Raw genomic sequence first — 23554 nt, forward strand, 5'->3', positions numbered from 1 at the left:
GTATCGGTCGAGAAACATTCCTGTTTCTAAATGATATTTATTAGCATTACACTTCGATCCCCTCTCCCTTGATGCACCACCAAGGTGCATTGAATCGACAAGGATCGTTTGTCATGAAAGTCAGCTCCTGCCTGTTCCATTCGCTTCTGCTCAGCGCCGGTGTCGGCCTGTTGCCTCCGCTGGCGCAGGCCGGCGCGACGCCAGAAGAGACCAAGCCGGCGCCGTTGGAACTGGACACTGCGTTTGTCACCGCTACCGGCGGCGCCACAGACCTCAAGGATGCTCCGGCCAGCGTCAGCGTCATTACCCGTGAGGAAATCGAGCGCCAGCCGGTCTACGACCTCAACACCCTGCTGCGCCGGGTGCCGGGCGTGACCGGTGGTTTCGGCCCGGTGGGCGAGCAGTCGAAGATCAAGCTGCGGGGCCTGGACGACAAGTACACGCTGATTCTGGTGGACGGCAAACGGGTCGGCAGCTCCGCCGACCTGAGTTATCGCCGCGACCTGGCGCGCCAGGACCTGAACTGGATCTCGCCGAACATGATCGAGCGCATCGAGATCGTGCGGGGGCCGATGTCATCGTTGTATGGCTCGGACGCCATGGGCGGGGTGATCAACATCATCACGCGCAAGGTCTCGCGCACCTGGACCGGTTCGGCCAGCACCAACATCACCGTGCCCAAGGACTCCGACCGGGGCCAGACCACCCAGTACAGCGTGAATGCGGCGGGCCCGTTGACCGAGTCCCTGGGCCTGCGCCTGGGCGCCAACGTGACGCGGCGGGCGGCGGATGAGGTCGCGGCGCGGCGCGATGCCCAGGGCGATTTCATGTACGACGACGGCGCCGGCGGCTCCAAGGACCAGAGCGTCAATGCCCTGCTGGACTGGCAGATCAACGAAGCGCAGAGCCTGTCCTTCGAGGCGGTGCATGGCGTTGAGCATGCCTGGTCATCGAAGAAGACCTTTGGTGATTGGGACGAAACCATTGGTGGCGCCTTCGGCCCCAGCCGCCTGACCCGCGACAGCTACATCCTGTCCCACAGCGGCGACTGGAGTTTCGGCACCTCCAAGCTCGATGCCTACCTGAACAAGTACCGCAACGACCTGGATGTGGGTAAGGCCAACTCCGAAGAAAAGATCGTCGAAGGCAGCCTCAACATGCCCTTCGAACTGCTGGTGGACCAGCGCCTGACGCTGGGCGGGCAATGGAAGCGTGAGGAACTGACCAACACCAACACCCTTGGTACCGTGCCCGTGGATTACCAGGGCGCGCCGGTCAATGGCTCGACCTTGAAGGGCGATTATTCGGCGGCCTTTATCGAGGATGAACTGTTCCTGCTGGACAACCTGTCCCTGACCCTGGGCAACCGTTTCGACCACAGCGACAAGTACGGCAACCACAACAGTCCGCGGGCTTACGTGGTCTATCACCCGCATCCGGACTGGACCGTGCGTGGCGGTGTGTCCAAGGGCTTTCGTGCGCCGAGCCTGAAGGAAGGCAGTGCGGGTGCGGCGACCGAGTCCGGAGGCCGTGGTTGTGGTTCGTTGCGTCCGTTGGGTTATGGCGGCGGCAGTTGCTGGATGGCGGGCAACCCGAACCTGACACCGGAAACCAGCACCAACAAGGAAATTGGCCTGTCGTTCGATCATGACGGCTGGGAGGCCGGCCTGACCTACTTCCACACCGACTTCACCGACAAGATCGAATACGGCCCGCTGGGCCAGTACCAGGGCCGCTGGTGGACCATGCTGGAAAACGTCGACAAGGCCCGCACCCGTGGCTGGGAAGGCACCGCCCGGGTGCCGCTGGGTGATTCCGTGACGTGGCGCACCAACGCCACCTACATGCTGGAAAGCCGGAACCTGAGCACCGGCGAAGATCTGATCAGCTCACCCAAACTGTCGGCATTCAGTGCGCTGGACTGGCAGATCAACGACCGTTTGAGCACTGAGCTGTCGGCGCAGCACGTTGGCAAGCAGCGGGGTTTGGGCAATGACTTCGTGCAGTCCTACACCACCTACGACCTGACGGCGAATCTGGCGGTGACCCAGTGGCTGACCCTGAACGGCGGGGTACAGAACCTGATGGACAAGGACCTGCGGGACGGATCGACCAATTTCTACGTCCCTGGACGGGCGTTCTTCGCGGGGGCGACCACTTACTTCTAGGCCGCTGGATGGGGTAGGGGAGTCAGCTCCATTGCCGGGCAATGGGGCTGAAGGGTGGGCAGGTTAATCCGCACGTCGAGGCTGCAAGGGCCGTGACTGAATGGATGCCTGCGCGGGAATCAGCAATATGGCCACCCGCGAATACATTTAGATGCCGGCTACTCTTTTTCAGGTCTTGATGCGTGGTTTGCCAGCCGTCCGGCAGATCAGTCACCCAGAGAGCGAATCACGGACTGTCAAATCATCAAGGCTCAATTGCTTTAGTGGACGTATACCGCTCGCCCGTGTCACCCAACTTCGAACGCATTTGAACCACGCCGGACTCTTTGTTCCCGTAGGCGGCGTATGCCATCGGCTGCCCCGCAAGAAAAAACCAAGAGTGACTGGAATCGCGCATTTTTAAACATTTTCAATCATTTTCATTGTTTAACCCTATATAGAGTGGTTGCTTGCATGGCGAACTATTTGCGCCAGGTCGAATCAGCGATCGACTGTTCCTGCTATCGACGAAGTTGTTTTTAGTTGAATAAAACTGGAGAACTAATATGTCCGTCAATCTTGTCATCAGCTTCAATGTCAAAGAAGAAAAGCTGCAATCGTTCAAGGACATCATGAACGACGTTAAGCTCAATCTGCCGAAGGTGGACGGTTGCCAAACAGTCAGGATCCTCAACCACTTGGAAGATCCACTCGCGTTCACGCTGGTGGAAGCCTGGGATTCGCGGGAAGTGCACGGCACCCACGTCGAGCAGATGATCTCGAGCGGTCAGTGGAGCCTTATCGTCGAGCATCTGAGCAGTGCGCCGGTCAGCGGTTACTTCAGCGAAGTTTGATGGCGTAACGTCAGCGGCAGGGCGTGTGCGACGACTCCGGCGCCATCTTGGGCAGGCATGCGCTACTGGCTGTTATGTGTTTTCTGCTATTTTCCCCAACTCCTGTTCCGTCCCGAACGTCCTGGCCGTTTGGACAGCAGTATGTCGCGCTGCTGGATAGCGCCCTGTGCAAATGGGGCGGCCCATTTGTTGAGAAACCATAGCAATGACACTCGAAGTAGTACCGGCGGCGCTTTATTCGATGCGCAACGTAAAGCCGATCCTCGCTGACGGTCGTTCGTCCATCCTGCATAAAACCCTTGAAACGAACCTGGAAAACAAGGCGATCTATATCGCCACGCCGTTGATCGTCTATATAAAGCAGGGCAAGCAGATTATTCGCGACTATGACGCCATGGCCCATGTCGTCGACGAGAATCATCTGATATTCCTCTCCAAAGGTGTTTACACGGTATCGGACTACGTCACCGGCAACGATATCTTCGAGGCGCTGCTGTTGTTTTTTGACGACAAGCTGATCGCCAAATACCTGTCGAGCGCGGCCGGTGCAGGCAACTTGCACGCCGACGGCCTGCAGAAAAGCGTGCACGGCACTTATACCCTGCACGCTAACGAACAGATTCGGCGTTATATCGACTCTCTGAACTCTGTCTACCAGGGCGCGGAGGGTTCCGACGCGCTGCTGGAGTTGAAACTGCTCGAACTACTGCACCTGATCGCTATCCAGGACAAGTCCTTGCGTTTCCTGCGTGAGCTGTCCTGCGGCGGCAGCCATAAGCGCCGGCCGATCACCGACTTCATGGAGCAGTACTATTCCCACAAGCTGAAGATTGAAGACTATGCCCTGCTGACTGGACGCAGCGTGTCGACCTTTATTCGCGACTTCAGGCGCAGCTACGACACCACCCCGAACCGCTGGATCATCGAAAGAAAACTCGATATCGCGCATCAACTGCTGACGGCTAGAGATTATTCCGTCACCGACGCGGCTGTGGAGGTGGGATATGAAAATACCTCCCACTTCATCAAGGCCTACAAGCAACGCTACGGTGTCACGCCGAAGAAAGCCAAGACCTTCGCGGCGCAACTGTAGCCCGACAAGGCCCAAGCCCCCCAAAACGCATACATCTGCGCAGTCGTCTGTTGCGTAGGGGGCAGGAGCCTCATGCACGCTGTAGAAACGAAGAAGCCCCGAAAATCGGGGCTCCTACGGGGTTTTCAGGCGTCTGAGGCAGTCCGCAGACAGCTCCTGAAAGGCTATCCAGGTTTTACACGTTGAAGCGGAAGTGCATCACGTCGCCATCCTTGACGATGTATTCCTTACCTTCCAGGCGCCATTTACCAGCTTCCTTGGCCCCGGCTTCACCCTTGAACTGGATGAAGTCGTTGTAGGCGATGACTTCGGCGCGGATGAAGCCTTTCTCGAAGTCGGTGTGGATCACGGCGGCCGCTTGTGGCGCGGTGGCACCGACGCGCACGGTCCAGGCGCGAACTTCCTTCACCCCGGCGGTGAAGTAGGTCTGCAGGTTGAGCATTTCGTAGCCAGCGCGGATCACCCGGTTCAGGCCAGGCTCTTCCAGGCCCAGGGCCTCGAGGAACATGTCCTTTTCTTCGCCGTCTTCAAGCTCGGCGATTTCCGCTTCGATCTTGTTGCACACCGGCACCACCATGGCGCCTTCTTCTTCGGCGATGGCCTTGACCACGTCCAGCAGCGGGTTGTTCTCGAAGCCGTCTTCGGCAACGTTGGCGATGTACATCACCGGCTTGGTGGTCAGCAGGTGGAAGCCGCGGATGATCAGCTTCTCATCGCTGCTCATGTCCTTCATCAGGCTGCGGGCCGGCTTGCCTTCGGTGAAGTGGGCGATCAACTGCTCCAGCAGGGCTTTCTGGGCCACGGCATCCTTGTCGCCGCCCTTGGCATTGCGAGCGACTTTCTGCAGCTGTTTCTCGCAGCTGTCGAGGTCGGCGAAGATCAGCTCCAGGTCGATGATCTCGATGTCGCGCTTGGGGTCGACGCTGTTGGACACGTGGATCACGTTGTCGTCTTCGAAGCAGCGGACCACGTGGGCAATGGCATCGGTTTCGCGGATGTTGGCCAGGAACTTGTTACCCAGGCCTTCACCTTTCGAGGCACCGGCCACCAGGCCGGCGATGTCGACGAACTCCATGGTGGTCGGCAGCACGCGCTCCGGCACGACGATCGCCGCCAGGGCGTCCAGGCGCGGATCGGGCATCGGCACGATACCGCTGTTGGGCTCGATGGTGCAGAAGGGGAAGTTCTCGGCCGCGATCCCGGACTTGGTCAGGGCGTTGAACAGGGTGGACTTGCCGACGTTAGGCAGGCCGACGATGCCGCAATTGAATCCCATGGTGTATTCCCCGAGGAGTAGAGTCAGGCCTTCTGGCTGTGCAGGTTTTTCATCGCGCGGTTCCATTCACCGGCGAAGATATCCGGCAGCACGCCGAGGGCAAAATCGATGCTGGCATCGAGTTTTTCCTGTTCGGCGCGTGGCGCACGACCCAGGACAAAGTTTGAAACCATACTGGCAACACCTGGGTGGCCGATGCCGAGCCGCAGGCGGTGAAAGGTATTCTGATTGCCGAGCTGCGCGATGATGTCCCGCAGTCCGTTGTGCCCGCCATGCCCGCCGCCGGTCTTGAGCTTGGCGACGCCGGGAGGCAAGTCGAGTTCGTCGTGGGCCACCAGGATTTCTTCCGGCTTGATGCGGAAGAAGCCTGCAAGCGCCGCCACGGCCTGGCCGCTGCGGTTCATGTAGGTGGTGGGAATCAACAGACGAATGTCCTGACCCTGGTGACTGAAGCGCCCGGTCAGGCCGAAATATTTGCGATCGGCGACAAGGTTCACACCTTGTTTTTCAGCGATGCGCTCAACAAAAAGGGCCCCTGCGTTATGCCGGGTCTGTTCGTATTCGGCGCCTGGATTACCCAGGCCAACGATCAGTTTGATGGCAGTCACGATAGGGGCCCTTCTTTGGAGTGGTGGATAACATCGCCGCAACCGGTGCTACGGCGAAAGGGGACGACAGGAGCTTGGTTGCCTTGCGGCAAACTTCGCGTTCTCGCCCGCTTTCTCGCTACGTTCCAGTCCGCGATGTGTTCCGCTCAACTCCGGCGTCAGAGTGAATTACTCTGCTGCGCCTTCTTCTTTCTCAGAAGCAACACGTGGTGCGTAGACGTTGGCTACTGCCAGGTCGTTGCCGTGTGCCAGAGCAACAAACTCAACGCCTTTAGGAGCGGTGAGGTTGGACAGGTGGATCACGGTGCCGATGTCGGTCTCGGTCATGTCGACTTCGATGAACTCAGGCAGGTCTTTCGGCAGGCAGGAAACTTCGATCTCGGTGGTAGCGCGGAAGATTTCGCCGCCTTTCTTGATCGGTGCCGCTTCGTTGATCAGGTGCACTGGAACCATGGCGGTCAGTTTCTGACCAGCAACTACGCGAACGAAGTCAGCGTGCAGCACGTGGCCTTTGGCTGGGTGACGTTGCAGGGCCTTGATCACGACGTTCTGCTTGGTGCCACCAACGTTCAGCTCGATGATGTGGCTGTAGGCAGCTTCGTTTTCCAGCAGCTTGGCTACTTCTTTGGCCAGCATGCTGATGGACTCAGGGGCTTTGTCGCCACCGTAGACTACAGCTGGAACCAGGCTTGCGAGACGACGCAGGCGGCGGCTCGCACCTTTCCCCAGGTCGGAACGCAGTTCAGCATTCAGAGTAAAATCGTTCATGTTGTATCTCCAAAATAACCACACTCGCCCCAGCGTTTGCGACCAGCGCTAAAGGCGATATGGGCAAAAAAGCCCCGTCCCAACAGAGGTTGGGACGGGGCGCTTTTCGTCATCGGGATGTTTTACCGGGGACTAGCCCCTAGCGGAACATCGCGCTGATCGATTCTTCATTGCTGATGCGGCGGACCGCCTCGGCAACAACCGGTGCGATATCCAGTTGGCGGATACGCGCACAGGCTTGTGCTGCAGCGGACAGCGGGATGGTGTTGGTCACCACCAGCTCGTCCAGCACGGAATTTTCAATGTTTTCGATGGCCCGGCCCGACAGCACAGGGTGTGTGCAGTAGGCAAAGACCTTGGCTGCGCCATGCTCTTTCAGGGCCTTGGCCGCGTGGCACAGGGTGCCGGCGGTATCGACCATGTCATCGACCAGAATGCAGGTGCGTCCTTCGACGTCGCCGATGATATGCATCACTTCGGAGTGATTGGCTTTCTCACGACGCTTGTCGATGATCCCGAGATCAACGCCCAGGGACTTGGCCACGGCACGTGCACGCACGACGCCGCCAATGTCCGGGGACACGATCATCAGGTTTTCGAAACGCTGGTCTTCGATGTCATCCACCAGAACCGGGGAGCCGTAGATGTTATCTACTGGAATATCGAAGAAGCCCTGAATCTGGTCAGCATGCAGATCAACCGTGAGAACACGGTCGATGCCGACTACGGTAAGCATGTCAGCGACGACTTTCGCGCTGATAGCCACACGTGCGGAACGCGGACGGCGATCCTGACGGGCATAACCAAAATAAGGAATAACAGCAGTGATACGAGTCGCTGAGGAGCGGCGGAAGGCATCAGCCATCACGACGAGTTCCATCAGGTTATCGTTGGTCGGAGCGCAAGTCGGCTGAATAATGAAGACGTCTTTACCGCGGACATTTTCATTGATCTCGGCAGTAATTTCGCCGTCGGAGAATTTTCCAACAGAGATGTCACCGAGAGGGATATGCAGCTGACGTACTACACGCCGAGCCAGATCGGGGTTAGCGTTCCCCGTAAAGACCATCATCTTGGACACGCGCAGTACCTGAAGGCTGAGGGTATACCTGGATGAGTATAGGAAAATGGCAGGGGCGGCTGGATTCGAACCAACGCATGGCAGGATCAAAACCTGCTGCCTTACCGCTTGGCGACGCCCCTGTATCTGTTGCTTCGAGTACCTGATACTCGATTCCTTTAGAGCAGACCTTGCAGCTTGCGATGCAACATCGAAACGTTGCTTCCTTTTGCTACAAACCCTGTAAGGGTCTCTGTAAGAAGGGCCGAGACTTTATCAGCTTCAGCTTTGCTTGGGAAGCCCCCAAACACACAACTTCCAGTTCCAGTCAGTTTTGCTTCGGTAAATTTACCTAGCAAATTCAATGCGTTACGTACTTCTGGATAACGCCTTGCGACTACCGGAAGGCAGTCATTTCTGCTGTTTCCCTTGGGAACGGGGCGCACTTTAATGGGCGGAGTGTCACGTGTCAACAGCGGATCTGAAAAAATTTCTGCTGTACTTACAGACACTTGCGGGACCAGTACCAGATACCAGGGTTCTTCGGGATATTCAGGGCTGAGTTTTTCCCCTACGCCTTCGGCGAACGCTGCACGGCCGCGTACGAAAACCGGAACGTCGGCCCCCAGGGTCAATCCCAGTGCCGCGAGGCGGTCTTCATCCCAGCCCAGTTGCCAGAGATGATTCAGACCCAGCAGGGTCGTGGCGGCGTTGGAGCTGCCGCCGCCGATGCCGCCGCCCATGGGCAGGATCTTGTCGATCCAGATATCGATGCCCTGGGTGCAGCCGGATTGTTCCTGGAGCTTTTTCGCCGCCTTGACGATCAGGTTGCTGTCGTGGGGCACCCCCGGGAAGTCGGTGTGCAGGCGAATGACGCCGTCGTCACGCAGGGCGAAGGTGATTTCATCGCCGTAGTCGAGGAACTGGAACAGGGTCTGCAGCTCGTGATAACCGTCTTCACGGCGACCGAGGATATGCAGCATCAGATTGAGCTTGGCCGGGGAGGGCAGGGTCAGTTTTTCCATGCTCGGTCACTGCCCCAGCTTGCGCGGCTGCCATTCCTTGATCACCAGGGTGACGTCAAGGTCGCTGCCATGCAGTTTGATGCGTTCGGGCAGCCAGTAGCCGTTCTGCTCGGAATAGCTGCTGTATTCCACTTGCCAGCCATCCTGTTCCAGGCTGGCCAAGTGGCTGTCGCCGTCCAGGGTCAGGCGGCTCTTGCTGTCGGGGGCGGGCAGGCCGCGAACCCACCAGGCCAAGTGGGAAACCGGCAGATTCCAGCCGAGCTGTTCTTCAAGCAGGGTTTCCGGGCTGGTGGCTTCATAGCGGCCCTGGTTGGCCACTTCCAGGCTGACCTGGCCGGGGCGCCCGGTCAGGCGAGCGGCGCCGCGACCCAGCGGGCCGGACAGGCGGATGTCGTAATAATCCTGGCGTTGCAGCCAGAACAGCGTGCCGCTCCCGGAATCCTTGGGCGCGCGGATGCCGATCTTGCCGCTGATCTGCCAGCCATCGAGGCCGGTCAGATGATCCTTGTGCTGGCGCCATTGGGCGGGGTTGCCCTGGCCCTGGACTGATTCACGGGCGCCAAAGCCGGCGCAGCCGGCCAGCAGGGCGATGAAGCTGAAAACAATGAAGTGGCGCAAAAACATGGTCTTAAAGAGTCTCTGATCCGGTCAGGCGTTTGATGGTGTCGCGCAGGACAGGGCTATCGGGCTGGTCCTTGATGAACTTGCTCCAGATCTGCTTGGCCTCGCGCTGCTTGCCGTTGTTCCACAGCACTTCGCCCAGATGCGCCGCGACTTCCTGGTCGGGGAAGCGTTCCAGGGCCTGGCGCAGCAGCCGCTCGGCCTCGTCGAGGTTGCCCAGGCGGAAGTTCACCCAGCCCAGGCTGTCCATGACCGCCGGGTCGTCCGGGGTCAATTGGTGGGCCTGTTCGATCAGCACCTTGGCTTCGGCATAGCGGGTGGTGCGGTCCGACAAGGTGTAGCCCAGGGCATTCAGGGCCATGGCGTTGTCCGGCTCGCGCTGGATGATCAGGCGCAGGTCTTTTTCCAGTTGCGCCAGATCATTGCGTTTTTCCGCCTGCATGGCGCGGGTGTAGAGCAGGTTCACGTCATCGGGATATTGCTGCAGGGCTTGCTGGATGGCTTTCCAGGCCCGATCCCCCTGATTGTTCGCCGACAGGGTTTCGACTTCGACCAGGTACAGCTGGATGGCGTAGTCGGGCTGGGCATCGCGGGCGGCTACCAGGCGTTTTTGCGCCTCGTCGGTACGACCGTTGCTCATCAGGATATCGGCCTGGCGCAGTTGTGCCGGCAGATAGTCGTTGCCCGGGCCGACCTGGGCATACTCGATCAGCGCCCCTTGCGGGTCGTTCAGTTCTTCGGCGATCCGTCCCAGGTTCAGGTGGGCGGAATCTTCGTGGCTTTCCCGGGCAATCAGGTCTTCCAGGTAGCCCTTGGCCTCTTCCCAAGCCTTGGCTTCCAGGCACACCAGGGCCAGGGAGTAACGCAGTTCGTCATCTTCCGGATACTGTTGGACCAGGCTGGAGAACTGAGTCTTGGCGTCCTCCATGCGGTCCTGCTCCACCAGCATGCGGGCGTAAGTCAGGCGCAGGCGCTTGTCATCCGGGTACTTGCGGATGCTTTTTTCCAGCAGTGGCAAGGCTTCCTTGCCGCGGTTCAGGCTTTGCAGCAGGCGGGCACGCAGCAGCAATGGCGCGACTTCGCCGTCTTCCGGCGGGTTCTGCTCCAGCAGGGTCAGGGCATCCTTGGCGTCGCCGTCCTGTTGCATCAGCAGGGCCTTGCCGAAGATCAGCTGGCTGTTGTGCGGGTGTTTCTGCAGCAGCCGGTCGAAGCTTTTCATCAGGCCGTTGCGGGTGTCCTGGTCGGTGTCGGCAGCCGACAGCGCCAGAAAGTCGAAATGGGTGTCGCCCTTGCCCTGCAGGACCTTCTCCATATAAAGCAAGGAGTCGTCATAACGACCGGCGCGGGCCAGCTGGATGGCGGCAGCCCGTTGCGCTTCCAGGTCGTCGGGGGCGTTCTTGGCCCAGATCAGCGACGTGTCCAGGGCCGCCTGATCGGCGCCCAGGTATTCGGCGATGCGAAAGGCTCGCTCGGAAATCCCCGGATCCTGGGTGTTGATGGCCTGGGTCACGTAGTTGTCCAGGGCAATGTCGAAACGATTGCGCTGACCCGCCAGCTCAGCGCTCAGCAGGCTGAAGATGGTGTCTTCACTGAACGAGGAATAAACCTTGGGCTTTTCAGGGGCGGGGGTGCTGTCTTCCACCGGCGACGTAGCGTCCGATGAAACGGGAGCCAGTGATTGGCAACCGCTGAGGAAGACAAGGGCGAGGAGCAACGCGGAGGATCTATTCATATAGGAAGAGGGCGACTAACCTGCGGTCGGATCATCATGACACAAGCCTTCGGTCAAACATAACCGAGACTCAACGGGATGCCAGAACAGAGGCAGTCTATTAGGACAATAGTCGGCGGTAGTTGTTCTGCGTCTGTCGAAGTAGGACAATTGCCGGCTTCTCGACATCATCAGCGACCTTGAATGGCCTTCCTTGCACTCGGTATTAACCACAAGACTGCTTCTGTAGACGTCCGCGAGCGCGTGGCCTTTACCCCTGAGCAGTTGGTTGAGGCCTTGCAGCAGCTCTGCCGACTCACCGACAGCCGCGAAGCTGCGATCCTCTCCACCTGCAATCGCAGTGAACTCTATGTAGAACAGGATCATCTTTCTGCGGATGTGGTGCTGCGCTGGCTGGCGGACTATCACCACCTGAGCCTAGACGAGCTGCGCGCCAGTGCCTATGTGCATGAAGACGATGCGGCAGTTCGTCACATGATGCGGGTGGCCTCGGGCCTGGATTCGCTGGTGTTGGGCGAGCCGCAGATCCTGGGGCAGATGAAGTCCGCCTACGCCGTGGCCCGTGAGGCCGGCACCGTCGGTCCGCTGCTGGGGCGGCTGTTCCAGGCCACCTTCAGCGCCGCCAAGCAGGTGCGGACCGATACCGCCATCGGCGAGAACCCGGTGTCCGTGGCGTTTGCCGCGGTAAGCCTGGCCAAACAGATTTTCAGCGATCTGCAGCGCAGCCAGGCGTTGCTGATCGGCGCGGGCGAGACCATTACCCTGGTGGCCCGGCACCTGCACGACCTGGGGGTCAAGCGCATCGTCGTGGCCAACCGCACCCTGGAGCGCGCCAGTCTCCTGGCGGAGCAGTTCGGCGCCCACGCGGTGTTGCTATCGGACATTCCCCAGGAGCTGGTGCACAGCGATATCGTCATCAGTTCCACCGCCAGCCAGCTGCCGATCCTTGGCAAGGGCGCAGTGGAAAGCGCACTGAAGCTGCGCAAGCACAAGCCGATTTTCATGGTGGATATCGCCGTTCCCCGGGACATCGAGCCTGAAGTCGGCGAGTTGGACGACGTTTACCTCTATACCGTCGATGACCTGCACGAAGTGGTCGCGGAAAACCTCAAGAGCCGTCAGGGCGCGGCCCAGGCCGCCGAGGAGCTGGTGAACATCGGCGCCGAGGACTTCATGGTGCGCTTGCGGGAATTGGCGGCGGTGGACGTGCTCAAGGCCTATCGTCAACAGAGCGAGCGCCTGCGTGACGAAGAACTGCAGAAGGCTCTGCGCCTGTTGAGCAATGGCTCCAGCGCCGAGGACGTACTGGCCCAACTGGCCCGTGGCCTGACCAACAAACTGCTGCACGCGCCGAGCGTGCAGCTGAAAAAGCTGTCCGCCGAAGGTCGCCTCGATGCGCTGGCCATGGCTCAAGAACTCTTTGCCCTCGGTGAGGGCTCATCGGATAAAACCCCGTAATGAAAGCGTCACTGCTCAGTAAGCTGGACATTCTCCAGGATCGTTTCGAGGAACTGACCGCCTTGCTCGGCGATGCTGAGGTCATTTCCGATCAGGCCAAGTTCCGCACCTACTCCAAGGAGTACGCGGAAGTCGAGCCGATCGTTGCCTCCTACAAACAGGTACTCAAGGTCCAGGCCGATCTCGAAGGCGCCCAGGCGCTGCTCAAGGACAACGACCCGGACCTGCGGGAAATGGCCGCCGAGGAAGTGCGCGAGGCCAAGGAGCAACTGGCCGAGCTGGAAAGCGCCTTGCAACGCATGTTGCTGCCCAAGGACCCCAACGACGGGCGCAACGTGTTCCTGGAAATCCGCGCCGGCACCGGCGGTGACGAGGCGGCGATCTTTTCCGGCGACCTGTTCCGCATGTATTCGCGCTACGCCGAACGGCGTGGCTGGCGGCTGGAGATCCTCTCGGAAAACGAGGGTGAGCACGGCGGCTATAAGGAAGTCATTGCCCGGGTCGAAGGCGAGAACGTCTACGGCAAGCTCAAGTTCGAGTCCGGCGCGCACCGTGTGCAGCGCGTGCCGGCCACCGAATCACAGGGTCGCATCCACACCTCTGCGTGCACCGTGGCGGTGCTGCCCGAGCCGGACGAACAGGAAGCCATCGAGATCAACCCGGCGGACCTGCGCATCGATACCTATCGCTCCTCGGGCGCCGGTGGCCAGCACGTGAACAAGACCGACTCGGCGATCCGCATCACCCACATTCCTTCGGGGATCGTGGTGGAGTGCCAGGAAGAGCGTTCCCAGCACAAGAACCGGGCCCGGGCCATGTCCTGGCTGTCGGCCAAGCTCAACGACCAGCAGACCAGCGCCGCGGCCAATGCCATCGCCAGCGAGCGCAAGCTGCTGGTGGGCTCGGGGGATCGCTCCGAGCGCATCCGCACCTACAACTTCCCCCAGGGCCGGGTCACCGATCACCGGATCAACCTGACCCTGTATTCCCTGGACGAAATTATCGCCGGGGGCGTCGAGGCAGTGATTGAACCGCTGCTGGCCGAATACCAGGCTGATCAACTTGCGGCATTGGGTGAGTAAATGACCATCATCGCCAGCCTGCTGCGCGCAGCTCAATTACCCGATTCGCCGACGCCGCGCCTGGATGCCGAGCTGCTCCTGGCGGCGGCCCTGGGCAAGCCCCGCAGCTTCCTGCACACCTGGCCGGAACGCATCGTGCCCAGCGAAGCCGCGCTGCTGTTCGCCGAGTACCTGCAACGACGTCGTTCCGGCGAGCCGGTGGCCTACATCCTCGGGCAACAGGGCTTCTGGAAGCTGGATCTGGAAGTGGCACCGCACACCCTGATTCCGCGCCCCGACACGGAGCTGCTGGTGGAGGCGGCGTTGGAACTGCTGCCGGCGACCCCGGCCAAGGTCCTCGACCTGGGCACCGGTAGCGGCGCGATCGCCCTGGCCCTGGCCAGCGAGCGTCCGGCCTGGAAGGTTACGGCCGTGGACCGGGTGCTGGAAGCCGTGGCCCTGGCCGAACGCAACCGCCAGCGCCTGCAGCTGGACAACGTCACGGTGCTCAGCAGCCACTGGTTCAGCGCGGTCGAGTCCCAGCGTTTCCACTTGATCGCAAGTAATCCCCCCTACATCGCAGAGGCCGATCCTCATCTGGCGGCCGGCGATGTGCGTTTCGAACCCGAAAGCGCCCTGGTGGCGGGCAAGGACGGTCTGGACGATCTGCGCCTGATCGTCGACCAGGCCCCGCAGCACCTGGAAGCCGGTGGCTGGCTGATGCTCGAGCATGGCTACGATCAGGCTGGCGCGGTGCGCGAATTGTTGACGGCCCGGGGGTTCATCGAAGTCCACAGCCGCATCGACCTGGGTGGTCATGAACGCATCAGCCTCGGGTGCCTGCCGTGCTGACCGATCAGGAGCTGTTGCGCTATAGCCGGCAGATTCTGTTGCAGCACGTCGACATCGATGGCCAGTTGCGCCTCAAGCAGAGCCGGGTACTGATTGTCGGCCTCGGCGGCCTTGGTGCCCCGGCGGCGCTGTACCTGGCCGCGGCCGGGGTCGGCGAGCTGCACCTGGCCGACTTCGACAGCGTGGACCTGACCAACCTGCAGCGTCAGATCATCCACGACAGCCAGAGTGTCGGGGTCAGTAAGGTGGATTCGGCCATCAGCCGGCTGTCCGCCCTCAACCCGGAAATCCGCCTGGTGCCCCATCGCCAGGCGCTGGACGTCGACAGCCTGGCCGCCGCCGTGGCCGCGGTGGACCTGGTGCTTGATTGCTCCGACAACTTCAGCACCCGCGAGGCGGTGAACGCCGCGTGCGTGGCGGCCGGCAAGCCCCTGGTCAGCGGCGCGGCGATTCGCCTGGAAGGGCAGTTGTCGGTGTTCGACCCGCGCCGCCCGGAAAGCCCTTGCTACCACTGCCTGTACGGGCATGGCAGCGAAGCCGAGCTGACCTGCAGCGAGGCCGGAGTGCTCGGTCCGCTGGTGGGCACCGTGGGCAGCCTGCAGGCGCTGGAAGCCCTGAAGCTGCTGGCCGGGTTTGGCGAGCCTCTGGTGGGTCGACTGTTATTGATCGATGCCCTGGGGACGCGCTTTCGTGAGCTGCGCGTCAAGCGTGATCCCGGTTGCAGCGTTTGCGGAGTTCAGCATGAGTGAAGCGCCCGTTGCGGTGTTCGATTCCGGTGTTGGCGGTCTGTCGGTACTGGCGGAAATTCAGCGCCTGCTGCCCAACGAATCACTGCTGTACTTTGGCGATTGCGGGCATATTCCCTACGGCGAAAAGACCCCGGAGTTCATTCGCCAGCGTTGTGCCCTGATGGCGCGCTACTTCCGCGAGCAGGGCGCCAAGGCCCTGGTCCTGGCCTGCAACACCGCCACCGTGGCCGGCGTGGCCGATCTGCGCCGTGATTACCCGGACTGGCCCATCGTCGGCATGGAGCCTGCGGTCAAGCCCGCTGCGGCGGCGACCCGCAGCGGGGTGGTCGGGGTGCTGGCCACCACCGGCACCTTGCAGAGTGCCAAGTTCGCCGCCTTGCTCGATCGCTTCGCCGCGGATGTGAAAGTGGTCACCCAGCCCTGTCCCGGCCTGGTGGAAATGATCGAAAACGGCGACCTCGACAGCAGCGCCCTGCGGCAACTGTTGCAGGGCTATGTCGAACCGCTGCTGGCGGCTGGCTGCGACACCATCATCCTGGGGTGCACCCACTATCCGTTTCTCAAGCCGGTGCTGCTGCAGATGCTGCCGGCCCACATCAGCCTGATCGACACGGGCGGCGCCGTTGCCCGGCAGTTGCAACGCCTCTTGGACGAGGGCGAGCTACGGGCCCGTGGCCCGGCCCGGGAGACTCGTTTCTGGACCAGCGGCGACGTCCCGCACTTTGTCCAGGTGTTGCCGCTTTTGTGGAAAGGTCCTGCTAGCGTTCAGCGTTTCGAGTTGTGAAAAAACCTGAAAATCCCTCGACCGTAGCTGAACTTCCGAGCGTGCGCGGGCTTCTATAACTTTTCCAGAAGGTTGTACAAGACCATAGGTAACCGTTGAAAAAGGACGTTCCTGATGAAGCGACTGTTGTGTTTGGCCGCGCTGGCGGCCGGGTTGTTGGGGCACAGTTTTTCCGCGCAGGCGGCCGGAGTCGAGTTCTCCGTGGGACAAACTGGCGATTCGACCCAGACCTACCGCCTGGGTATGCAATGGGACTGGGACAAGAGCTGGCTGCAAAGTGATGTCGGTCGCCTGACCGGGTACTGGAGCGGCGCCTACACCTATTGGGATGGCGACAAGAAATCGAGCAATCACAGCCTGTCGTTCTCGCCGGTACTGGTCTATGAGTTCGCCGGGGCCAGCGTCAAGCCTTACATCGAGGCGGGGATCGGGGTGGCAGCCTTTGCCCACACCGAGGTCGAGGACAACAAGCTCGGCTCATCCTTCCAGTTCGAAGACCGCATCGGTTTCGGCTTGCGTTTCGCCGGCGGGCATGAAGTCGGGATCCGCGCCACCCATTACTCCAACGCCGGGATTCAAACCCCCAACGACGGTATCGAAAGCTACGCGCTGCATTACACGATGCCGCTCTGAGGCCGGTATCAGCGATACGCCGTGGCGATTCCCCGGCGTTCGCTCAAGCAATCGGCCTCTCCCAGCTCGAACTCGCGACAGATCAGTGGCCGCAGCTCATAGATGCTGCAGCGCATGCTGTCGCGGTCCAGGGCCGCGCACCAGCCGTCGTCCAGGCGGCGCATGACTTCGCCGCCCCAGTCGTCGGTGTCGATAAAGCGTTCGGGCACTCCGGTATCGGTGATCAGCATCACTTCCAGCTGGCAGCAGCAGGCGGCGCAGGTCGAGCAACTGATGGCCGGTTCGGGGACGGGGACAACGGGAATGGTGATCATAGGAGCGCAGTGTAAGGCAGTCGGCCCCTGCTGTGGGAAAGCCCGGACGGACGCTCAGTCCGGGATGGCTGCCTGCGGTTCTTCCGCAGTGGGGCGCGCGAGCACGTGCAGCAGCGGCAGCAGCATGCTCCACAGCAGTCCCAGCCCCAGCAGGGTTGGCCACAGGCCATAGGCAAAGCTCACTCCGGCCAGGCGGCCCCCGGCGTAATAGGACAGCGGTCCGCACAGTGCGCCAACCAGGCAGGTCAGCCACCAGGGCCGGGCGGTCCACGCCAGGCAGTGACGCAGAGTGGTTCCCAGCAAGGCCCAGAGCACGATCAGCCACAGGGGAATCAGCAGGCTCACTTGCTGGAACTGGAACACCCCCAGCCAGTGCAGGAAGCTGTCCAGGGTAATGCCGGTCAGGGCGACCCCGAAAATCATCCGGCCTTCCGCGGCCCAGCTGCCGATCCAGCGAAAATGCGCCAGCAGGATCGCCACCCCCAGCAGCAGCCAGGCGCTGTCGCCGGACAGCACACAGATGAACCAGCCCAGCTGGAACAGCAGGGCGTTGGCCAGTTGTTTACGCATCGAAACGGCCCAGCAGGGGTTGCGGCACCGCCGAGGGTTTGGCCAGGAGCATCTGCGCGGTGCCGATGCTGCGCTCCAGGAAACCGCCTTCGCAGTAGCACAGGTAGAACTCCCACAGGCGCAGGAAGTACGCGTCATAGCCCAGCTCGCTCAGGCGGCCGTGGGCGCGGCGGAAGTTCTCGTGCCACAGGCGCAGGGTGCGGGCGTAGTGCAGGCCGAAATCCTCCATGTGCAGCAGGTTCATGTCGGTGTCGCGGCTGACCACTTCGAGCATCTTGTGCACGCTGGGCAGGGCGCCGCCGGGGAAGATGTAGCGCTGGATGAAGTCCACGCCGTTCTTCGCCTGTTCATAGCGCTGGTCACGGATGGTGATGGCTTGCAGCAGCATCAGGCCGTTGCTTTTGAGCAACTTCGCGCACTGCTGGAAGTAGGTGGGCAGGAAGCGGTGGCCCACGGCTTCGATCATTTCGATGGACACCAGCTTGTCGTAATGCCCGTCCAGGTCGCGATAGTCCTCCAGCAACAGGGTCACCCGGTCCTGCAGGCCGGCGGCGTCGATGCGCTGGCGGGTATAGGCGAACTGTTCCTTGGACAAGGTGGTGGTGGTCACGCGGCACCCGTAGTTCTGCGCCGCATACAGCGCCATGCTGCCCCAGCCGGTGCCGATCTCCAGCAGGTGATCCTCGGGCTTGAGCGCGAGTTTCTGGCAGATGCGTTCCAGTTTGTTCAACTGGGCCTGCTCCAGGCTGTCGTCCTCGCTGCGAAATTGCGCGGCCGAATACATCATCGTGGGGTCGAGAAACTGCTCGAACAGCTCATTGCCGAGGTCGTAGTGGGCGGCGATGTTTTTCTGCGAGCCCTTGCGCGTGTTGCGATTGAGCCAGTGCAGGCCGCGTACCAACGGCCGGCCGAGTCGCGCCAGGCCGCCTTCCATGGCATCCAGCACGTCCAGGTTGCTGACGAAGACGCGGATCACCGCCGTCAGGTCCGGGGTGCTCCAGTAGCCGTGGATGAACGCTTCGCCGGCACCGATCGAGCCGCTGCTGGCCACCAGGCCCCAGGCGCTGCTGTCGTGGATATGGATCTCACCCACCAAGGCCGCCGTGCGGTCGCCGAAGACCAGGCGCTCGGCGTTTTCGATGACCAGCAGTTGGCCGTGCTTGAGGTGTGCCAGTTGCCGCAGCACGCCGCGACGCAACAGGTTGGCGGTCAGGCTGTGGGTGCTGAACAGGGTATTTCTGGCCGATACGCTAGAGGATTTCATGGCGGCGATCCTTGGGTTGTACAGCGGCTGTGCGATAGGCGCCGTCGGCGGCCTCATGGGGAAAGAAGGTGATGCCCTTGGCGGTCAGGCGCAGGGCCTGCCAGTAGATGGCCAGGCAGGTCTTGGCGGTCATCCATGGAAAACTGCGCAGGTACTGGTGCAGGCTGCGGCGATCCAGGGCCTGGCGCTGCAGGCTGAGGGTGGCGTCGAATACCTTCAGATCACCCTGCCAGTCGGCCATGTGCACCCCGAGCCGCTCGGCTGGTGGGCTGAAGCTCATGCGGTACTCAAGGTCCCGGGGCAGGAACGGTGACACATGAAAGGCCTTGGCCACGGCAAAGTGCTGGTGCTCGGGAGCCGTGGCACTGTCCGGGCGGGCCGGCAGCACGTAGTGATAGCGCTCGCGCCACGGGGTGTTGGTGACTTCACAGAGAATCGCCGCCAGTTGCCCGTCGGCCTCGAAGCAGTAGAAGAAACTCACCGGATTGAACGCCAGGCCCCAGCTGCGCACCTGGGTCAACAGGCGCACCGCGCCGCCCGGCACATGGCCGATGGCCGCGGCCACTTGCTGGCGTACCGCGTCGATCAGGCGCATGCCCTGGCCGGTGAAGTCTTTCAGGTAATCGCTTTCGCGGAAGGCGAAGGGGGCGAAACGGCTGCGGCCCGCCAGGGGTGAGAGTCCCAGCACCGCCTCCTGCTCGTCCAGGTCCAGGTACAAGAGGCCGATCCGATAGCGGAAGGCATGGTCCTTGGGGGCGAAGCGCCGGTGGCTGATCCAGCCGCTGTACAGGGCACTGTTCACAGTTGTTCACCAAAGGCCTGGGCCACGCGCAACGCACTGACCACGCCGTCTTCGTGAAAGCCGTTGGCCCAGTAGGCGCCGCAGTAGAAGCTGTGCTGGGCGCCTTGCAGCTCGCTCCAGCGGGCCTGGGCCGCCACCGCTTCGAGGCTGTACTGCGGGTGGGCGTAAGTGAAGCGGGCAAGGATTTGCGTCGGGTCGATGACCGCGGTCTGGTTGAGGCTGACGCAGAAAGTGGTGTCGCTCTTCAGGCCTTGCAGGATGTTCATGTCGTAGGTCACGGCGGCGGCTTTGTCGCCGCTGGCGTCCAGGCGGTAGTTCCAGCTGGCCCAGGCCAGGCGCCGGCGGGGCAGCAGCCGGGTATCGGTGTGCAGTACCACGTCATTGTCGGCGTAGGGCAGGGCCTGGAGAATCTCCCGCTCGGCCCGGCTGGGGCTGGCCAGCAGTTGCAGGGCCTGGTCGCTGTGACAGGCGAACACCACCTTGTCGAAGCGTTCGCTGCCGGCGGCGCTGTGGATCAGCACGCCGGTTTCGTCGCGCTCGACCCGTTGCACCGGGCAGTCGAGGCGGATGTGCTGGCGGAACGAGGCGGTCAGCGGTTCGATATAGCGGCTTGAGCCGCCTTCGATCACGCACCACTGGGGACGATTGTTCACCGACAGCAAGCCGTGGTTCTTGAAGAAGCGCACAAAGAACTGCAAGGGGAAACCGAGCATCTGCACCCGTGACATCGACCAGATCGCCGACCCCATGGGCACGATGTAGTGCTGGATAAAACGCTCGCCATAGCCCTGGTTTTTCAGGTAGTCGCCAAGGGTGGTGTCGGCGGCGATCCGCTGCTGCTGCAGATCGAGCAAGGCGGCTTTGTTGAAGCGCAGAATGTCCCGCAGCATGCCCCAGAACCCGGGCGACAGCAGGTTGCGCCGCTGGGCGAACAGGCTGTTGAGGTTGTTGCCGTTGTACTCCAGGCCCGAGGCCGGATCGCACACTGAGAAGCTCATCTCGGTGGGTTTGAACTTGACCCCGATCTGGCCCAGCAGGCGAATGAAGTTGGGGTAGGTCCAGTCGTTGAAGACGATGAAACCGGTGTCCACGGATTGGGTTTCGCCGTTGTGGCTGACCTCCACGGTGTGGGTGTGACCGCCGATCCAGCTGCCGGCCTCGAAGACCCGGATGTCATGGCGACGGTTGAGAACGTAGGCGCAGGTCAGGCCGGCGATGCCGCTACCGATTATGGCGATTTTCACGATGCACTCCCCGTGCGGGCCAGGCGTTTGGCGATGGCCAGTTGCAGGCGGCCGGGCAGCCAGGACAGCAGCTTGAGGCCGAAGATGAACGGGGCGGGGAAAGCGATCTCCAGATCCCGGTGTGACAGACGCTTGTGGATATGTCGGGCGGCCTTGGCGGCGGGCCAGCTCATGGGCATGGCAAAGTCGTTGCGCGCGGTCAGCGGGGTATCGACGAAGCCCGGGCTGACCACGGTGACGTCGATGCCCTCGGCGGCCAGGTCGATGCGCAAGGATTGCAGCAGGTAACGCAGGGCGGCCTTGGAGGCGCCGTAGGCGCCGGCCCGGGGCAGCGGCAGATAGGTCACGGAACTGGCCACGCCCACCAGGTGGGGCTGATTGCCGGCCCGCAACAAGGGCAGTGCGGCTTCGATGCAATAGCCGGCGGACAGCAGGTTGCTGTTGAGCACACGCTGGATCAGCGCCGCGTCGAATTGCTGCACGTCGATGTATTCACAAGTGCCGGCATTGAGAATCGCCGTGTCCAGGGCGCCCCAGGCCTGGGCGATGCGCTTGCCGATCTCGCGCACCTGCAGGGCGTCGGTGAGATCGCCGGGCACCACCAGCACCCGACCCGGATACCGCTGGGCCAGGGCCTCCAGGGGCTCGCGCGAACGGGCGCTGACGGCCACCTGGGCGCCAGCCTTGAGCAGCTCTTCGGCCAGCGCCGCACCGATGCCGCTGCTGGCACCGGTGAGCCAGATCCGCCGTGGCATTGCCGGGTTCATCCGAGCCTCCTTTTCAACCAGGCGATCACCGCGCCGAGTACCGGCAGGTGTTCATAGAGCAGCGCGCCGGCGTCGAAATAGTCGCGATGCCGATAAACCTTGTCGTCTCGCCAGTGCAGGTGCGAGCAGCCGGCGACCCGGACCAGCTGGCCAGCGCGCAGGCGCGGGTGGCGGTAGCTCATGGTCCAGCGCAGGTAGCCCTGGCCTTCGCCGCAGGTGTCGATGCCGTGGAAGTCGAAGCGCAGCTCGCTGACATTGGCGTACAGCTCGGCGAAGTAGTGCCGCAGGCGCGGCAAGCCATTGACCTCGTGCAGCGGGTCGGTGAACTGGATGTCCTCGCTGTAGAGCTGATCCAGGCGCTGCAGGTTGTGCTTGTCGAGGCTAGCGAAGTCCCGGGCGAAGCGCTGGAGGAAGTCAGTCATGGGAACCTCCCGCGTCCGGCCGCGCAGGCAGGGCCTTGAAGGCGGCCAGGGCGCGATCCCGGGACATGGCCAGGTCGACCATGGGCGCCGGGTAGTCGGCGACTGCGAACAGGCCGCCCATGGCCCCCGGGTTGTGGATATCCTTTTTGTTCAACCCCGCCAGTTGCGGCAGCCAGTGCTTGATGAAGCGCCCTTCGGCATCGAAACGTTCCGACTGGCTGACGGGGTTGAAAATGCGGAAGTACGGCGCGGCGTCGGTGCCGGTGGAGGAACTCCATTGCCAGCCGCCATTGTTCGCCGCCAGGTCGCCGTCGATCAGGTGGCGCATGAAGAAGCGCTCGCCTTCACGCCAGTCGATCAGCAGGTTCTTGGTCAGGAACATCGCCACCACCATTCGCAGGCGGTTGTGCATCCAGCCGGTCTCCAGCAGTTGGCGCATGGCGGCGTCGATGATCGGCAGGCCGGTGCGGCCTTCTTGCCAGGCCGCCAGGTCTTCGGGGGCGTCACGCCAGGCCACCGCCTCGGTTTCCGGGCGGAAGGCGCGGTGCCGGGAAACCCGTGGGTAACCCACCAGGATGTGTTTGTAGAACTCGCGCCACAGCAGTTCGTTGATCCAGGTGACGGCGCCGGGATTGCCGCTTTCGAACTCTCCCTGGTTGCAGCGCAAGGCGGCGTGCAGGCATTGCCGCGGCGAGATCACTCCGGCGGCGAGGTAGGGCGAAAGCTGACTGGTGCCGGGCTTGGCCGGGAAGTCGCGTTCGCTCTGGTAGTAGTGGATCTGCTCGTCGGTGAACTGTTCCAGGCGGCCCAGGGCCTGATCTTCGCCGGCCGGCCAGAGGTCGCGCAGTGATTGGCTGGGGGACGGGAAGCCGTCGATATGACGGGGCACGGGATCGGCCTGGATCGACAGCGGCAATTGCGCCTTGGGGCTGGCGACCAGGGCCGGCAGTGCGCTGTGCAGGCGGCTGTAGCAGACCTTGCGGAACTGGCTGAATACCTGGAAGTAGCCGCCGCTCTTGGTCAGCACGCTACCGGGCTGGAACAGCAGTTGATCGAGGTGGCCCTGGACGCTGATGTCGGCCTCTTCCAGAACCCGGGTCACCGCGGCGTCGCGACGGCTTTCGTGGATCCCGTATTCCTGGTTGAAATGCAGCATGCGTACCTGCAGTTGCCGGCACAGTTCCAGCAGGACCTGGGGCGCCTGGTCCCAGGTGGCGGCGCTGCGGATCAGCAGGGGGATGTTCAGGCGGCCCAGGGCCTTGCTCAACGACTGCAGATTGCGCAGCCAGAAGTCGACCTTGCACGGCGCATCGTCGTGGGCCTGCCACTGCTCCGGGCTCAGCAGGTACACCGCTACGGTCGGGCCACGCTGGGTGGCGGCGCAGAGGGCGGTGTTGTCATGTAGGCGCAGGTCGCTGCGCAGCCAGATCAATTGCATGCTGATTCCCGG

General features: G+C 62.1%; 24 protein-coding genes and 1 tRNA gene. 9 read left to right on the plus strand and 16 right to left on the minus strand.

Annotated features, from left to right (window positions below; all coding sequences use genetic code 11):
- Nucleotides 1-113 precede the first annotated feature (113 nt).
- The 3 genes from ACMGG8_RS09245 to ACMGG8_RS09255 all read left to right on the plus strand — a co-directional run bounded on the left by ACMGG8_RS09245 (nucleotide 114) and on the right by ACMGG8_RS09255 (nucleotide 4094).
- The gene (locus tag ACMGG8_RS09245; RefSeq protein ID WP_414159490.1) at nucleotides 114-2168 is read left to right on the plus strand and encodes a TonB-dependent receptor domain-containing protein; all 2055 of its coding nucleotides are present in this window, start codon (nucleotides 114-116) and stop codon (nucleotides 2166-2168) included.
- 545 nt (nucleotides 2169-2713) lie between these two features.
- Nucleotides 2714-3001 carry a putative quinol monooxygenase gene (locus tag ACMGG8_RS09250; protein ID WP_414159491.1) on the plus strand — a complete coding sequence of 96 codons (288 nt, stop codon included), beginning with the start codon at nucleotides 2714-2716 and terminating at the stop codon, nucleotides 2999-3001.
- 205 nt (nucleotides 3002-3206) lie between these two features.
- Nucleotides 3207-4094: a helix-turn-helix transcriptional regulator gene (locus ACMGG8_RS09255; protein ID WP_414159492.1), complete on the plus strand. Its 888-nt coding sequence runs from the start codon at nucleotides 3207-3209 to the stop codon at nucleotides 4092-4094.
- Nucleotides 4095-4269: 175 nt separating this feature from the next.
- On the opposite strand, the gene ychF is transcribed toward ACMGG8_RS09255, so the two are convergent.
- The 8 genes from ychF to ACMGG8_RS09295 all read right to left on the minus strand — a co-directional run bounded on the left by ychF (nucleotide 4270) and on the right by ACMGG8_RS09295 (nucleotide 11184).
- Nucleotides 4270-5370, minus strand: coding sequence for a redox-regulated ATPase YchF (ychF, locus tag ACMGG8_RS09260; RefSeq protein ID WP_016967414.1), 1101 nt, complete (start codon nucleotides 5368-5370; stop codon nucleotides 4270-4272).
- A gap of 23 nt (nucleotides 5371-5393) precedes the next feature.
- Nucleotides 5394-5978: an aminoacyl-tRNA hydrolase gene (pth, locus tag ACMGG8_RS09265; protein ID WP_060841030.1), complete on the minus strand. Its 585-nt coding sequence runs from the start codon at nucleotides 5976-5978 to the stop codon at nucleotides 5394-5396.
- A 168-nt stretch (nucleotides 5979-6146) separates the two neighbouring features.
- The gene (locus ACMGG8_RS09270) at nucleotides 6147-6746 is read right to left on the minus strand and encodes a 50S ribosomal protein L25/general stress protein Ctc (protein ID WP_060841029.1); all 600 of its coding nucleotides are present in this window, start codon (nucleotides 6744-6746) and stop codon (nucleotides 6147-6149) included.
- A gap of 139 nt (nucleotides 6747-6885) precedes the next feature.
- Nucleotides 6886-7827, minus strand: coding sequence for a ribose-phosphate pyrophosphokinase (locus tag ACMGG8_RS09275; protein ID WP_003171603.1), 942 nt, complete (start codon nucleotides 7825-7827; stop codon nucleotides 6886-6888).
- A gap of 47 nt (nucleotides 7828-7874) precedes the next feature.
- A tRNA-Gln gene (locus ACMGG8_RS09280) sits at nucleotides 7875-7949 on the minus strand.
- A 36-nt stretch (nucleotides 7950-7985) separates the two neighbouring features.
- Complete coding sequence (gene ispE / locus ACMGG8_RS09285; RefSeq protein WP_060844602.1) at nucleotides 7986-8831, minus strand: 4-(cytidine 5'-diphospho)-2-C-methyl-D-erythritol kinase; 846 nt, start codon at nucleotides 8829-8831, stop codon at nucleotides 7986-7988.
- A 6-nt stretch (nucleotides 8832-8837) separates the two neighbouring features.
- The gene (gene lolB, locus ACMGG8_RS09290) at nucleotides 8838-9455 is read right to left on the minus strand and encodes a lipoprotein insertase outer membrane protein LolB (RefSeq protein ID WP_414159493.1); all 618 of its coding nucleotides are present in this window, start codon (nucleotides 9453-9455) and stop codon (nucleotides 8838-8840) included.
- A gap of 4 nt (nucleotides 9456-9459) precedes the next feature.
- Nucleotides 9460-11184 carry a tetratricopeptide repeat protein gene (locus ACMGG8_RS09295; protein WP_060841026.1) on the minus strand — a complete coding sequence of 575 codons (1725 nt, stop codon included), beginning with the start codon at nucleotides 11182-11184 and terminating at the stop codon, nucleotides 9460-9462.
- 183 nt (nucleotides 11185-11367) lie between these two features.
- On the opposite strand from ACMGG8_RS09295, the gene hemA reads away from it, so the two are divergent.
- The 6 genes from hemA (at nucleotide 11368) to ACMGG8_RS09325 (ending at nucleotide 16721) form a co-directional block, all read left to right on the plus strand.
- A complete protein-coding gene (gene hemA, locus ACMGG8_RS09300) occupies nucleotides 11368-12642 on the plus strand; it encodes a glutamyl-tRNA reductase (protein WP_016965522.1) in 1275 nt (424 codons plus the stop codon).
- A complete protein-coding gene (gene prfA, locus ACMGG8_RS09305; protein ID WP_414159494.1) occupies nucleotides 12642-13724 on the plus strand; it encodes a peptide chain release factor 1 in 1083 nt (360 codons plus the stop codon). Before hemA ends, prfA begins: the two co-directional genes overlap by 1 nt.
- Nucleotides 13725-14555, plus strand: coding sequence for a peptide chain release factor N(5)-glutamine methyltransferase (gene prmC / locus ACMGG8_RS09310; RefSeq protein WP_060844600.1), 831 nt, complete (start codon nucleotides 13725-13727; stop codon nucleotides 14553-14555).
- On the plus strand, nucleotides 14549-15304 hold the full coding sequence (locus tag ACMGG8_RS09315) for a molybdopterin-synthase adenylyltransferase MoeB (protein ID WP_060842014.1): 756 nt from the start codon (nucleotides 14549-14551) through the stop codon (nucleotides 15302-15304). Before prmC ends, ACMGG8_RS09315 begins: the two co-directional genes overlap by 7 nt.
- Nucleotides 15297-16088 carry a glutamate racemase gene (gene murI / locus ACMGG8_RS09320; RefSeq protein WP_102860259.1) on the plus strand — a complete coding sequence of 264 codons (792 nt, stop codon included), beginning with the start codon at nucleotides 15297-15299 and terminating at the stop codon, nucleotides 16086-16088. The genes ACMGG8_RS09315 and murI overlap by 8 nt, the downstream gene beginning before the upstream one ends.
- A 114-nt stretch (nucleotides 16089-16202) precedes the next feature.
- A complete protein-coding gene (locus tag ACMGG8_RS09325; RefSeq protein ID WP_060844598.1) occupies nucleotides 16203-16721 on the plus strand; it encodes an acyloxyacyl hydrolase in 519 nt (172 codons plus the stop codon).
- Nucleotides 16722-16729: 8 nt separating this feature from the next.
- On the opposite strand, the gene ACMGG8_RS09330 is transcribed toward ACMGG8_RS09325, so the two are convergent.
- From ACMGG8_RS09330 to phrB, 8 genes are read right to left on the minus strand one after another with little or no spacing between them, the layout of a single operon-like run.
- Entirely contained in the window at nucleotides 16730-17035 is a 306-nt protein-coding gene (locus ACMGG8_RS09330) for a YkgJ family cysteine cluster protein (RefSeq protein WP_047306050.1), read from the minus strand.
- A 54-nt stretch (nucleotides 17036-17089) separates the two neighbouring features.
- The gene (locus ACMGG8_RS09335) at nucleotides 17090-17605 is read right to left on the minus strand and encodes a DUF2878 domain-containing protein (RefSeq protein ID WP_015636971.1); all 516 of its coding nucleotides are present in this window, start codon (nucleotides 17603-17605) and stop codon (nucleotides 17090-17092) included.
- On the minus strand, nucleotides 17598-18869 hold the full coding sequence (locus tag ACMGG8_RS09340) for an SAM-dependent methyltransferase (protein WP_060841020.1): 1272 nt from the start codon (nucleotides 18867-18869) through the stop codon (nucleotides 17598-17600). The genes ACMGG8_RS09335 and ACMGG8_RS09340 overlap by 8 nt, the downstream gene beginning before the upstream one ends.
- Entirely contained in the window at nucleotides 18856-19671 is an 816-nt protein-coding gene (locus ACMGG8_RS09345; RefSeq protein ID WP_060841019.1) for a DUF1365 domain-containing protein, read from the minus strand. The genes ACMGG8_RS09340 and ACMGG8_RS09345 overlap by 14 nt, the downstream gene beginning before the upstream one ends.
- A complete protein-coding gene (locus ACMGG8_RS09350) occupies nucleotides 19668-20915 on the minus strand; it encodes an NAD(P)/FAD-dependent oxidoreductase (RefSeq protein WP_060841018.1) in 1248 nt (415 codons plus the stop codon). Before ACMGG8_RS09350 ends, ACMGG8_RS09345 begins: the two co-directional genes overlap by 4 nt.
- The gene (locus ACMGG8_RS09355) at nucleotides 20912-21682 is read right to left on the minus strand and encodes an SDR family NAD(P)-dependent oxidoreductase (protein ID WP_060841017.1); all 771 of its coding nucleotides are present in this window, start codon (nucleotides 21680-21682) and stop codon (nucleotides 20912-20914) included. The genes ACMGG8_RS09350 and ACMGG8_RS09355 overlap by 4 nt, the downstream gene beginning before the upstream one ends.
- Nucleotides 21679-22104 carry a nuclear transport factor 2 family protein gene (locus ACMGG8_RS09360; RefSeq protein WP_414159495.1) on the minus strand — a complete coding sequence of 142 codons (426 nt, stop codon included), beginning with the start codon at nucleotides 22102-22104 and terminating at the stop codon, nucleotides 21679-21681. The genes ACMGG8_RS09355 and ACMGG8_RS09360 overlap by 4 nt, the downstream gene beginning before the upstream one ends.
- A complete protein-coding gene (phrB, locus tag ACMGG8_RS09365) occupies nucleotides 22097-23542 on the minus strand; it encodes a deoxyribodipyrimidine photo-lyase (protein ID WP_060841015.1) in 1446 nt (481 codons plus the stop codon). Before phrB ends, ACMGG8_RS09360 begins: the two co-directional genes overlap by 8 nt.
- Nucleotides 23543-23554: the final 12 nt, after the last annotated feature.

The sequence above is a fragment of the Pseudomonas sp. BNK-45 genome, assembly GCF_047456255.1.
Classification (GTDB): domain Bacteria; phylum Pseudomonadota; class Gammaproteobacteria; order Pseudomonadales; family Pseudomonadaceae; genus Aquipseudomonas.

Coding starts and splice junctions, on each gene's coding strand:
- ACMGG8_RS09245 (WP_414159490.1), top strand. CDS start 114: ATGAAAGTCAGCTCCTGCCTGTTCCATTCGCTTCTGCTCAGCGCCGGT.
- ACMGG8_RS09250 (WP_414159491.1), top strand. CDS start 2,714: ATGTCCGTCAATCTTGTCATCAGCTTCAATGTCAAAGAAGAAAAGCTG.
- ACMGG8_RS09255 (WP_414159492.1), top strand. CDS start 3,207: ATGACACTCGAAGTAGTACCGGCGGCGCTTTATTCGATGCGCAACGTA.
- ychF (WP_016967414.1), bottom strand. CDS start 5,370: ATGGGATTCAATTGCGGCATCGTCGGCCTGCCTAACGTCGGCAAGTCC.
- ACMGG8_RS09270 (WP_060841029.1), bottom strand. CDS start 6,746: ATGAACGATTTTACTCTGAATGCTGAACTGCGTTCCGACCTGGGGAAA.
- ispE (WP_060844602.1), bottom strand. CDS start 8,831: ATGGAAAAACTGACCCTGCCCTCCCCGGCCAAGCTCAATCTGATGCTG.
- lolB (WP_414159493.1), bottom strand. CDS start 9,455: ATGTTTTTGCGCCACTTCATTGTTTTCAGCTTCATCGCCCTGCTGGCC.
- ACMGG8_RS09295 (WP_060841026.1), bottom strand. CDS start 11,184: ATGAATAGATCCTCCGCGTTGCTCCTCGCCCTTGTCTTCCTCAGCGGT.
- hemA (WP_016965522.1), top strand. CDS start 11,368: ATGGCCTTCCTTGCACTCGGTATTAACCACAAGACTGCTTCTGTAGAC.
- prfA (WP_414159494.1), top strand. CDS start 12,642: ATGAAAGCGTCACTGCTCAGTAAGCTGGACATTCTCCAGGATCGTTTC.
- prmC (WP_060844600.1), top strand. CDS start 13,725: ATGACCATCATCGCCAGCCTGCTGCGCGCAGCTCAATTACCCGATTCG.
- murI (WP_102860259.1), top strand. CDS start 15,297: ATGAGTGAAGCGCCCGTTGCGGTGTTCGATTCCGGTGTTGGCGGTCTG.
- ACMGG8_RS09325 (WP_060844598.1), top strand. CDS start 16,203: ATGAAGCGACTGTTGTGTTTGGCCGCGCTGGCGGCCGGGTTGTTGGGG.
- ACMGG8_RS09330 (WP_047306050.1), bottom strand. CDS start 17,035: ATGATCACCATTCCCGTTGTCCCCGTCCCCGAACCGGCCATCAGTTGC.
- ACMGG8_RS09335 (WP_015636971.1), bottom strand. CDS start 17,605: ATGCGTAAACAACTGGCCAACGCCCTGCTGTTCCAGCTGGGCTGGTTC.
- ACMGG8_RS09340 (WP_060841020.1), bottom strand. CDS start 18,869: ATGAAATCCTCTAGCGTATCGGCCAGAAATACCCTGTTCAGCACCCAC.
- ACMGG8_RS09355 (WP_060841017.1), bottom strand. CDS start 21,682: ATGAACCCGGCAATGCCACGGCGGATCTGGCTCACCGGTGCCAGCAGC.
- ACMGG8_RS09360 (WP_414159495.1), bottom strand. CDS start 22,104: ATGACTGACTTCCTCCAGCGCTTCGCCCGGGACTTCGCTAGCCTCGAC.
- phrB (WP_060841015.1), bottom strand. CDS start 23,542: ATGCAATTGATCTGGCTGCGCAGCGACCTGCGCCTACATGACAACACC.